This window comes from Thermoplasmata archaeon (assembly GCA_038874435.1).
GTDB lineage: Archaea > Thermoplasmatota > Thermoplasmata > Lutacidiplasmatales > SKW197 > SKW197.
The window spans coordinates 22,584-34,600 of sequence record JAVZCK010000003.1; the positions used below are offsets into that span (position 1 = coordinate 22,584).

Annotated in this window: 7 protein-coding genes; 3 read left to right on the forward strand and 4 right to left on the reverse strand. The window is 42.8% G+C overall.

The genetic code is table 11. The features are described 5' to 3' along the window. Positions 1-58: 58 nt before the first annotated feature. Positions 59-2,428, forward strand: coding sequence for a hypothetical protein (locus tag QXD64_01790; protein ID MEM3396045.1), 2,370 nt, complete (start codon positions 59-61; stop codon positions 2,426-2,428). 66 nt (positions 2,429-2,494) lie between these two features. Continuing rightward, positions 2,495-4,903, forward strand: coding sequence for a tetratricopeptide repeat protein (locus tag QXD64_01795; protein ID MEM3396046.1), 2,409 nt, complete (start codon positions 2,495-2,497; stop codon positions 4,901-4,903). A gap of 22 nt (positions 4,904-4,925) precedes the next feature. Here QXD64_01795 and QXD64_01800 read toward each other — a convergent pair whose 3' ends face one another. Beyond that, complete coding sequence (locus tag QXD64_01800) at positions 4,926-6,818, reverse strand: hypothetical protein (GenBank protein MEM3396047.1); 1,893 nt, start codon at positions 6,816-6,818, stop codon at positions 4,926-4,928. Between the two features lie 10 nt (positions 6,819-6,828). Continuing rightward, positions 6,829-7,119, reverse strand: a complete 291-nt coding sequence (locus QXD64_01805) for an RpoL/Rpb11 RNA polymerase subunit family protein (GenBank protein ID MEM3396048.1) — start codon at positions 7,117-7,119, stop codon at positions 6,829-6,831. A gap of 176 nt (positions 7,120-7,295) precedes the next feature. Between QXD64_01805 and QXD64_01810 the strand changes: the two genes are divergently transcribed. Then, positions 7,296-9,479 (forward strand): hypothetical protein, encoded by a 2,184-nt coding sequence (locus QXD64_01810; GenBank protein MEM3396049.1) that lies wholly within the window; start codon positions 7,296-7,298, stop codon positions 9,477-9,479. Here QXD64_01810 and QXD64_01815 read toward each other — a convergent pair. Together QXD64_01815 and QXD64_01820 are read right to left on the reverse strand one after the other, a co-directional pair. Beyond that, on the reverse strand, positions 9,476-10,942 hold the full coding sequence (locus QXD64_01815) for a Ni/Fe hydrogenase subunit alpha (protein MEM3396050.1): 1,467 nt from the start codon (positions 10,940-10,942) through the stop codon (positions 9,476-9,478). The genes QXD64_01810 and QXD64_01815 overlap by 4 nt on opposite strands. After that, positions 10,943-11,938: an oxidoreductase gene (locus QXD64_01820; protein ID MEM3396051.1), complete on the reverse strand. Its 996-nt coding sequence runs from the start codon at positions 11,936-11,938 to the stop codon at positions 10,943-10,945. Positions 11,939-12,017: the final 79 nt, after the last annotated feature.

The window sequence follows — 12,017 nt, forward strand, 5'->3', positions numbered from 1 at the left end:
TGATAGTTTTATATATATCTAACCTTTATGAGAGCACAATTTACAGGAGGAAAATGATATGGCAGTATTGATGAGCGCAAATAATGGGCAAATGAACCATAGAAATGGTGAGCGCGGGTCTAGAAGGGTAGGCGCTGTAAACGGGCTTACAAATGGTTCTGGTATGACTAATGGTAATGGACAGAGAAGAACTAACGGTAGAAATAGGGGTACCAACGGCACAAACATGAAAGCAGGACTTGCAATTCTCGTCTTCATAGTTCTACTCATCCCTCCAATAATGATTTTACTTGGACCTTCAGAGCAGCGAAAGATAGATGGAAATCTAGATGATTGGGCTGGTAAGGCATCAATAGAGCAGGTGCCAACTGGAATGGATGTGCCAATAACGAAGTATGCGATCGATGTAGATGAAAAGTATGTGTATTTCTATCTGGAAGTGCAAAGCCCTCGTGCAGTGTTTGAGAGCAGTGGGAATCAAAGGGACACCGTTGTGCTGTTTCTAGATACAGGACAAGCTGGCTATAGATTTGATGGAATAAATGCAAAGTACAAGGTTGAGATTTCTGGTAGTGAGGGAAATGTGGTTTCTACATCGCTTTCCGAATATCAGGGCGATGGCACAAGCTGGAAATGGGCACCAAAGGGTTCAATTGAAGCAAAGGCAAGTATTGGAACACTTGAAGGTAGGATAAAGAAGAGCGATATTGGAAATGCTGAGCCGACAGTTTACATTCTAGCACAGCATGCGGATGGCAAGACGGGGAAGAGTATCATACCATTCAACAAAGAAATGAAAGGTGTGGCACTCACACAGGTTGGCATTGCGGACGAGATAGTACAGCCAGATGCCAGCACCACGCTTCTTACAGTTAATGCAAGAGCATATGGGAAAGATGTTGAGCTGAAGACATTGACGCTGAAAAGGGCAGGTGGCTACAACGGAGTGCTAAATGTGAGAGTGGTTGATGCAAACAATGCGGAGCTTGGCACTGCGAGCTTCAGTGATGGAGCAATAGAGACAACAGCCACGCTGAATCGTGCAGTGGGTACGACTGGAGACCTTACTTTTAAGGTCGTTGCAGATGTGAGTGGAATTGCTAACAATTCAATTGGATTGAAGGTTGCTGGTGCCACAGTTGAAGGCACTGTAAAGGTTTATGGGGAAAGTAAAGTGGTGTATGTTGGTGCACCCACAGGAATAATAATCGATGGAGCATTTGGAGATTGGGCAGGAATTCAGGGAGATGATGACCCTGCGGGAGATGTGGCTATGATTCCAACGACTCTACCAGCGAATTCAAACATAGACATAAATGCAACAAAGTACACGAACGACACAAACAATGTGTACTTCTATGCAAAGGTCTATGGTGATAAAATAATGGCAGGGTTGACACAGGTGTATCGAGGAGTAGCAGGTGGAGGTCAGAGTGGCACACCTACACCAATTGAAGAGGTGGACATTTACGATTACCTTTACATCAACTTTACAGTGAGTGCAGTGGGGAAGGAGTATTCGATCCAAGTTGTGGGTAAAGATGGTGTAGTTCTTAGCAAGAAGGTGTTGGAGAAAGATATACAGGCAATGGTTTGGACAGAGAGCACGGGCTTAACAGCAAGCTTGACAGTTGCTTGTGCAGCAGGGGAACTTGAGCTTGGCATACCATTTGCAGATGGACAGATTACCACATACACAGTGACAATGAGCGACTGGATTGGGGAGGACACGACAAGTGTGATATTCAGAATGAATGGTCATGGGAGAACAACATACAACACAATCAATGTAAACGGGGATATGAGTGACTGGGAATCTGATGAACTTATCGCAACAAGAAACGGTAAGAACCTATATATTACTTGGGATGAGAATAATATTTATATTGGATGGACTGGAACAGACTGGACTTCAGAAGGAGATTTGTTTATCTATTTGGACACTAAGACAGGAGGCACAACCACAAGTAAGGATTGGTATCTGACACACACACTGCCATTTGAAGCTGATTTCGTGTTCTGGGTTGAAAATGGAGCCCCGGGTAACAATGGGTTAGATGCGTACACAACCCAATGGAGTGGGACCACCTATAGTGGCAGCAATTTCATTGGCTGGAGTGGAAACAAGAACACTGAGATCGCCATTCCTTTGAGCGATATAGATGCTACATCGTCTTCCCAAATTAAAATCATGGTTTTCGCACAATGGGAAGAAGCAGGCAATGTTTGGAATTCATTTCCAGAGGGTAATCCAACAGGTTCAGGGTCTCAAACCTTTACAAGTGCATATTATGCAAACGGACTGCCAAGTGGTGTTTCTCCAAACACGTACATCTCTGAATTAGATTACCATAGAATGAGCGTGTTCTATCCCATATTTGTTGGTATAGTCGCCTTAGTTTTTGTAGTTAGAAAACGCAAACTCTAAATCTTTTTCCAACACCCTTTTTTCCTTTTCCGACACCTTTATCTACGCAGTCGTAATTCTGTGGTTGTGGTCTGGCAGAATGTTATCGGACACTTTTTCACAAAGAAAGAATGGCTAAACAGCACTGCCCTCGTGTTTCAGCTCACAATTTTGGTTTCGCTCCTTACTTACTACCTTTTCCGTGATTTTTTCACAACAATCTTCTTTGGCTATGCTCTCACAATGCTTTTGCTCTGCATTCTCGCCTTTCTGTTCACCCTTCTTGCCCTAAGGAAAGCCCTCTCACTGCGTGGGATTGCTGCACCCGCAAACATTGTTTTCGTCAGCGGACTCTGTCTTTTGTCTGCTGAAGCCCTGTTCCACAGCTTCGGTACCGATGTCCTTATCTTTCCTCACAGTGCATTCTTTTTTATGGGTGTCATCCTGCTTGCTGCAGGTGCTTACCTAGTAGCCAAACTCACAGAATTTGAGAACAAGCACACTGCTGTTCTGATGCTATGGGTAATCGGGAACATTCTACTCATCTTTGCGGTTTCAAAACACTGGTATGAGAACATCACCTTTTCCGTACGTGACAGCATAGTCCTTTTCGGTGGAGCCCTCATTTCGCTTCTTGGGGTCTTCCAGCACATTCTCATAACAAGCTATGGCCGAGAGTTGGATAGTGCAATCATTCTTGGAGATGCGAAGTATGTTTCAGGCAAGTTTGATGAGGCAATAGAGCATTATGAAACTGGCTTAAAACTTGACCCAAAAAATGAGTACCTGATCGTGAGGAAAGGAATGACTCTTCTGAGAATGGGGTTGAATGAAAATGCCTATCGGCTCTTTTCTAGTGCGTCAAATGATTTTCCTAGCAGCATGGAGATTTTGATTGGTGCAGGCATCGCAGCTACTAAACTCGGGAGACATAGCACTGCGTTGGAACATTTTCATAGGGCAGAAAGTATCCAGAAAACCGCAGGACTATACAACAACATGGGCAATGTGCTCTTCAACATGGGGAGAATTGAAGAGGCATTAGATTATTACAAGAAGGCAATTGAGCTTGATAAAAACTATGAGACCGCATATTTAAATGCAGCAAATGTGCTTACCAGAGCCAAACGATTTGAGGAAGCAATAGCACTTATTAACACGCTCCTTAAACAGAACCCAAATTCTGCCGAGGCACATTATCAGATGAGCAAGATATACATGGAGATGGGCGAGTATGTAAAGAGCATTGAAGAAGTAGATACAGCAATTATGCTTAAACCCACATTCAGTGATGCCTGGATTGGTAGAGGTGCCTTGATAGAACGAATGAGACATGGAAAGATCGAAATTGAGCCAAAACCAGTACCTAGTGCTTCAAGAAAAACCACGGTGCTTAACCTTCTTCGCCTTAGAATTTTTTCTACACTGGAGGAATATCAGAAATTTGCTAACACAATATTTCCAGAGCCCTCTACAGAATTTAAAGGAACGGTGGAGATTACAGAAACAGTTGAACAAGCGAGAAAGGCCTTTTTGGAAAAGAAGTGGGAACCTGCTGTTAAACTCGCTAAAAAAGTTCTTGAGCAAGAGCCAGATAATCTTGATGCACTTCTGATTCTTGCCAACGCACTTGAAGCTACAGGGAATTACGGAGATGCTAGTACTGCCTATAGAAAAGCTGCAGAACATTCAAAAAGACCAGAAACATACATCAAAGCTACGATTACTGCGGCGATGGCGGGCTATTGGCTTGAAGCAGTTGAATCCATAGATGCCCTTCTTGAGAAAGAGCGTGAGAATGCAGAGGCGTGGGTCATAAAGGGTTTGCTGCTCTATTTTCTAGATGTGCCATTGTCCAGCATAGAATGCTTTGAGTATGCCCTTGCTTTCCAGCCTGAGAACAAGGATGCATTGTATGGTAAAGGCCTTGCTCTTATGAAGCTCGGCTTGGAAAGTGAGGCTGCGGCATGTTTTTCCCAGGCAAACGCGGTTTCCATATACTTTACAGAAATTTTTTCAAAACTACCAGAAAGAAAGAAGTCGTTGAAGGACTATCTTAGATATGCAGCTGAACTTGCTCATAGAAAGAAATTTGAGGAAGCAATTCGATTTTTGAGCTTCGTGTTAAAGGTCAAGGGAGACGATGAAAATGTATGCTATTTTGCCGCTGTTATCTATGGGACTATGAAAAAATACGGGAAGGCAGAAGAATTGCTTCGAAGTGCCGTTGAGAAAGATGCAGACAATCCAAATTTCGTAACCGCACTTGCAGAAATCCTTCGAAAAAGTGGTAAGGCAAAGGAAGCGGTAAGCTTGGTTGAGAACTACATATCTAAACGTGAAAATCCACCAGCAGAATTGATTGCAGAGCATGCAATGTCTTTGCATGAGTTGGGAAATTTTGAGGAAGCAAAAAAATACATGAAAATTGCCATGCAGAATGACCCTGATAATGAGAGGGTGAAAAGAGCTAGTAGGAGCATTACGCAGTTATAAAAGGGTCGATTTATTGGGGCCATCAACTCCTGTGTTCACAGTATTTGGGGTTCTCCCACTTCCCGTGCATTTCACCAGGGATGTGAGCAGTATCGGCGCGCACAAACTCTTTTTCGTATCTAATTCTACAAAGCAATTCTTGTGGTAATGCATGCATTGCGGTGAAAAGCCCAGCTCGTCGAACTACATCATATGGTGTTAAATCTGGAATCATACTCTGTGTCGCAGCGAGCCAGGAAGGTTCAGTAACTTCCCAACCCTCTGCCCCATAAAGGGAGCCAAGTCCGAACTTTCCAAAATTTGATCTGAAATTAAGAAATTCTAGCGTAAAAAGATTGAACAGTTTCTCCCTTTCTTGTTCTGCGTCCCAGCATAATTTCATGAGCTCAATTATAGCATGGGCTGCATATACGGTGCTCTGGAATGTCACACGTGTATCAATTATGTCCCAGAACCTAGAGCATGAGCGATTTGCAGCTAGAACGTTGTAGTAGGCCCTTGCAGCCCTTGCGATTCTTTCGTGATTTCCAGATAAGCCAATTGTTTGGGCAGCAATCTCTTCATATCTTAAATTGGATTTGTCAACACCTGCAGCTAGATATATAGGCCTGAAATAGATGCGATTATAAAGAACAAGAAAGTTACTGATCAAATCCTGGTTTTTTACGCCCGTCTCAGAAGAGATTATCTCAAAGGCCTTGTTTCGTACTGCTCTGGTGATTATGTAAAGAAACTGGTTATATCCTTGCTTCCAGATCTGGCTTATTTTGTATTTTCCCACACGTCTTGAGATCACCTTGCCATCTGCCCTTCTCATTCCAATCCATCGTGTGTCCGAGGTTTTTCCATCAATCAGCGTGTCCGCATAATCTGACCAACTGGAATTTTCCTTGATCTTTGCATAAAAATCCCTTGTCTCACCTTCTCCTTCCCATCTTTTAAGTCCGTTATTCAGTTTGAGGCGAATATATTCAGATATTGCTGTAGGAGTAATACCCTCATGTTTGAGTGAGGGCATCAATGTTCTGAACTTCTCAATCTGTTTTCCATTCGAAACTAAACTTTCCAGGTCGCTAGAAAGGGTAATAAGATATGGAATTTGTTCTGTTTCTTTGATTTCGTCCCTTTTCATCTTAATTTTGCTAATCATATCTTTCACAAATTCATCTGTTGTAGTATCTGTCCTACTGAATGCGAATACATCACTTATTTCTGGATTTCTTCCGAACACGAACACCTTTGTATCTGCCACTTCTATGTAATTGAGTGAGTAGAGATAGTGCTCAAACTTTGGCTCAATAAACTGGCGTTTGTCCAGAATAAAAAATAACTTCGGTTTTTTTCCTCTGAGATGCGGGTGATGATAGAAAAGCGAAGCAAAGCTCTCAGTTACTATGTGTGCGGTCTCGAGTGTGTAGAGGTTTTCAGGGAGCCAGACCCCATAGGGTTGAACTCCGTCTGTTTCCTTTCTGTATTTTTCAAAAACGGTGAGGGTGAGGTCCCACATTGCTCTCGCAACTATCGTTTGATCAAACCTATGCATGAGCGAAAGTGGAGGATGGAATGGTGGCGTAGCCACGAAATCCACATTTTTGTTGAAAATCGAAAGCAACTCGAGTAATGCAGCAATTCCAAATTTATTTGCATAACACACGAGGGTGAAGGGCTCAATGTCTACCGAAACCACCTTTTCATCTTTTCCACCGAGTTTATTGAATGCTTCTGGAAATAATCGGTACCCGTTAAGAACTGCATCAGTCCAGTTATTTCCATAAACCACATTCCCAGCAACTTCTAGAGTAAGTGGAGATTTTCTTTCTATGTATCTGATTGGTTCAAAAGGGGAGTTATCCTCTAGCAGAATTACATCGCCTGGCTGATAACCGTGCAAATGGTATCCTACATGTAGATACATTCACATGCCCTTAGATTTTCGCATCCTTAATTGAATCGTGCAGTTCAGAAAATTTTGTCTCCAGGTTTTTCGCCGCCTTCTTTATTATTGTCTGGGGCTTACTCTCCTTTATATCCTTTACCTTCACATATATTTCGTAGTTTGAAATGTAAGGGTGGGGTCTTATTGCTCTTGCCTCTTCTACATGTGGGTCATTAAGAATCTCTTCTATGAGCGGCATCACAATTGTCTCATCTACACCTAGAATTTCGAATCTAATGCTCTGCTTCTCTTTTGAGATTAGATTTATTTTCATGTCCATGAGTTACACCGCCTCTTAGGATAACACGGATGGTTTTAAAACTTTCTGATTGGACATTGAGCAGAAGGACACTACAAAATCCTTAAGTTAGTTCTGTTTTTGTACCAAACAGTTCGGTTTTTGCACCAAAAATTACTTAATAAAATCGCAGAAATCTAATGTAGGAGGTGCTCAAAATGAAAACAATAACAATAATGAATGTGCTACTTTGGTTTGTGGTTGGAATGCTAGTTGTTCCCGCTCTCCCTGGGAGTATGGGAAGTTCTATTATAACGCCAGCGGGATATGGTGAGTTGAAAAACATGACCTTTTACTTCCACAATGAAACTGTAAGCCAGTATGTGTTTGACTATTCCACAACCTATATTTATAACACCATTCTGGGGAGCAAGCAGGAAAGCATAGCAAGATGGGGCAGTGTTGTTGTCGACTTCTACCTTTATCCCCAGCTTGCAGACAACATCACGATAACTGGTAATGTATCAGTAATTTTCTACATGAACATGAGCGCAACGAGCAACAACTTCAATGGAAATTTTGCGGTCACACTGTACGATGTGTCCTACATTGCTGCAGATGGAACAGAGACAAGCACGCAGATTGGCAGTGCCCAGGTTGCCTTGGTTCTCACCACTAATCGTGCTGCCTACGGTGTCACAATTACAGACATAAACTGGACAGTTGAAAAAGGCCATTCTCTGAGGGCAAGAATCTCGCTCAGCGGCGGTGCCAGTAACTACTATTTTCTTTGGTTTGGCACAGGCAACTATGATTCTAGAATTATTATACAAACTTGCCAGTCAATCCGTGTCGAGGTAATAACCACCTATGATGCAGAAAGACATCCAACAAACTGGTTCAGTCCACTATCAAACAATACCACGATTATTGTTGAGGCGAACATAACAGACCCCTATGGCGGGTATGACATATACTATGTGACAATCACTGTGAAGGATGCGGCTGGGAATGTGATTCCTTGGTTGAACAATTGCACAATGGAAAGAGTAAGCGGAAACAATAAAAGTTTTCTCTCTGTTTATGCCTACAGTTTCAACTATTCATCTTTATCATCTGGAAAATATCAGATAATTGTCTGGGCGTTGGACTTAAATGGGTATTACTGGTACACGCATCTCCAGCAATTTGATTATGGTCCATACCCAGATACTGGTGTGACATATTTCTTCATCGGTGGATTTCCTGTTAATGTGAATTTCACCTGTCTTGATGCTAATAGCAAGCCGTTGAAAAATGCTACTATAGTTGCAATCTACACATCAAAACCTGTAGCACAAAACCAAACGGATGAGCAAGGGAATACTACCCTATTCCTCTTTCCAAGCAACTACACAATCCTCGTTTATTTTGAATCACAACTTGTGGCAACAAATTCTACAGAGATACCAGAAAATTTCTCAGGTACGATTGTGATTTATTGCAAGGTCTACAGAGTAGATCTGAAGGTTTTGACGGGAGATGGAACACCTCTAGAAAATGCTCTGGTATTTCTTACCAAGCTAAATGCAGAGATTATTGAGCTTAAAACAGATATGGCAGGAATGATTCTTAACAACCCTTTGCTTGCCCAGATGCCGATTGGAAACTATTCTGTTAGAATAATGTGGAAAGGTTTGGAAGTCGGGCGTACTCTTTTGCGGATAGACCACAACTCTCCACCACCCTACACACTGGTCGCAGAGGTATTTAATGTGAAATTTATTGCTTCCGACAACCATGGAATTGGGTTGTCTCAGGCGCAAGTAATTGCAATGGACGATGCGACTGGTTTTGTGATTGACTATGGATTTACAGATCCAAATGGGAATGTTACTCTCAGATTACCACTTATTACTGCTAAGATACAGGTTTACTGGCATGGAGTGTTGGTTTATTCAGATAACCATGTAGTTAAGGACATTCTAACGAATGTAACAGCGCTCAACTGCAGTGTTTATTATCTTTCTCTCTTTGTATGTGATGCAAATGGAAAGGCTCTTTCTGGTGCAGTGTGCACACTCTACACAGGTGACACAATTTTTGGTCTAAACACTACTGATATTGACGGGAAGTGCATTCTTAGAGTGCCATCTGGCAACTACTCCCTTTATGTAGGCTACAGAGGTACAGAAGAATTCACGCCTGTGGAGGACCACTATAAAATAGAGCTTGACATTCACGAAGACAGGGATTACACAGTCGCTCTCCTATCAATTCCACCACCTTTCTATGCCACAAACCTTGCTGCGGTGGTTGCTATTATCACAGTGCTTCTCTTAGTAATCATTCTCCTTAGCTATATGCTGCTCAAAGAGAGAAAGAAACAGAAGGGAACGCAAGATAGGAGCAATACAAACTAGGGGAGATTGCCCATCTCCCTCAAAACTTTTCCCTGGCTATCGTAGATTGTGATTGTTATTGGCAGTGTGCCAGGCAATGTGTGAGTTGCACAGGCAAGGCAGGGGTCGTAAGCTCGGAAGTTCATCTCCACCATGTTCAGCAGTTTATCACTTACCTCTCCGTTCTTTATTAGGGCTTTCGCAGTTCTTGCGATGCCCAAATTCATACTTGCGTTGTTATGACCTGTTGCCACAAGCAAGTTAACCTTCTTAATTATTCCATTTTCATCAGCCCAGTAATGGTGGAAGAGCGAACCTCTTGGGGCTTCCACAAACCCAACTCCTTCACCTGGCTTTCCGAGTTTGCCTCTAACATCCTTTGCAGTAATGCTCTTGTCTGATGCAAGTTCCAGAATCCTTTCGCTCACATAGAGGGTTTCAATCAATCTCGCCCAGTGATATGCAAGTGTGTTCTGCACTGGCCTTGTTTTGAAGACCTCGAAGAATTTCTTGTATTCTTCATTTGCCAGAGGCGTTGTAAAGCCATTTGCAACATTTATTCTTGCCAGTGGCCCTACGCGGTAAATCCCTGTTCCATCCCCATCCACAAACCCCTTCCAGCCAATCGCCTTCAGATAGGTAAATTTCAAAGATGACCATGGTTCCACATGTTCACCCAGATGCTTATAGTATTCTTTGCCATCATACTTGACTATCTCATTTCCCTTGGTATCTATCGCACGGAAAATGCCATCGTAAAACGCAACCTTTCCATCTTTGTCTACGAGACCTTGAAAATTGGTTTTAAGCTTGTAAACATCGCCCATTATCAAGTCCACATAGTCCTTGTTCTTCAGCACCACATTCTCAAAAATCTCCAGCGACTTTTTCCCATATTCCACCATTTCCTTACCCATTTCTTCAATCTGAATTCGCTCGGTTTCATCAAGGGGCTTGGAAACACCACCTGGAATTGCAAAGACAGAATGTGTCGCCCTACCAGAAAGCATCTGCTGGATTTTCTGGGCATGGGCACGATATTTAATCACAATCTTTCCTGCATCCAGTCCAACCTTTTCAATCAGGCCAAGGATGTTTCTTTTCTCCTTCGGTGCATCAGGACCGACAACAAAATCAGGAGCGGCAAGCGCATAGAAATGAAGAATGTGGCTGTGGGCGGTATGAGCACAGAGATAAAGCTCTCGCAGCTTCTTCGCCGTTTCCGGCACCTCTGCGTTGAACACAGCATCAACTGCTTTACCAGAGGCAATGTGATGAGGGCCAGGGCAAACACCGCAAATCATTGGCACAATTCTGGGCATTTCCTCAACTGGCCTCCCCTGACAGAATTTTTCAAAACCACGAAGTTCAACAACCTGGAAGAAAGCATTCTCCACATTTCCCTTCTCATTCAGAAAGATTGAGATTTTTGCCTCGCCTTCAAGCCTTGTTATGGGTTCAATTGTGATTTTCTTTGACTTCATTTAGTCACCCCCTTGCTTCTTTATATTTCTATTAACAATACCGGAGGGTAGTGTATAGCGGTAGAATGTTCCTACTGGGTCCACAATTTTATCAAGGATTTTCTGCAGATTAGCTTCACCCAGTTCTTTCTCCTTACCAACGCCTACGATTGAGGCAAGAGCAGAGAGCATTTTAGCGCCCTGGTCAGTAACATTGGGCAATGGGCCCATACATCCCCTGCAGGGCATGTTTGCAGTGATGCATTGCACTCCACAGCCACCTCTGGTTGCCGGTCCAAGACAAATTATGCCCTGCTCAAGCAAACATTTTTCTGGTTCAGGCGTTTTTTCATGCACCCTGTAAATGTCAAATATTGCCTTGTTATCTCGCTTTCTCGGGCATTCATCACATAGCGATTTCTGGCTTCCAATTACCGTGCCCTTCTTTGGCAACTCACCAGTCTTTCTATAAGCAATTGCAATATCAATGAGTTGAGAGATTAGTGTTGGAGATGGTGGACAACCTGGCAAATAATAGTCCACATCAATAACAGCGTTGAGCGGTCTTGAACTATCAAACCATTCGGGCATTGTAAGTTCCATTCCATCCAGCACAATTTTTTCCTGAGGTTTTGTACCATCTGGATTCTCCGTTGTCACAGTATTTTTATAAACTTCTTCAAACATCTCCTCCTTGTTGAAGAGATTAATCAGCCCGAAAACACCTCCAAAGCAGGCGCAGGCACCAAAGGCAACAACCAGCTTGGATTTCTCCCTTGCCAGCTTTGCAACATGCAGATGTTCAGAAGTTCTTATTGGCCCATGAAAGATGCTTATATCAACTTCCTTGCTTCCAAACTTTTCAAAATCCTCGAGTTTGAAATCCATTGCAGTGGGCCAGAACACAATCTCAGCGTTTTCAGCAAGCTCCAGAATTTTTTCGTTTGTATCAAGAATTGCCACATCGCAGCCTGAGCATGTAGAGCCAAGAGGTATGGCTATCTTGAGTTTTTCCATTAAACCACCTTCTTTCATTTCGGGGTAAGCAGTTCTTATATAAAATTCCATCTGAAGGGGAGAAACAAACCAAACCGTT

Bases quoted from the DNA above. Each gene is read 5' to 3' on its own strand.
- QXD64_01790 (MEM3396045.1), top strand. From the start codon at position 59: ATGGCAGTATTGATGAGCGCAAATAATGGGCAAATGAACCATAGAAAT.
- QXD64_01800 (MEM3396047.1), bottom strand. From the start codon at position 6,818: ATGTATCTACATGTAGGATACCATTTGCACGGTTATCAGCCAGGCGAT.
- QXD64_01805 (MEM3396048.1), bottom strand. From the start codon at position 7,119: ATGGACATGAAAATAAATCTAATCTCAAAAGAGAAGCAGAGCATTAGA.
- QXD64_01810 (MEM3396049.1), top strand. From the start codon at position 7,296: ATGAAAACAATAACAATAATGAATGTGCTACTTTGGTTTGTGGTTGGA.
- QXD64_01815 (MEM3396050.1), bottom strand. From the start codon at position 10,942: ATGAAGTCAAAGAAAATCACAATTGAACCCATAACAAGGCTTGAAGGC.
- QXD64_01820 (MEM3396051.1), bottom strand. From the start codon at position 11,938: ATGGAAAAACTCAAGATAGCCATACCTCTTGGCTCTACATGCTCAGGC.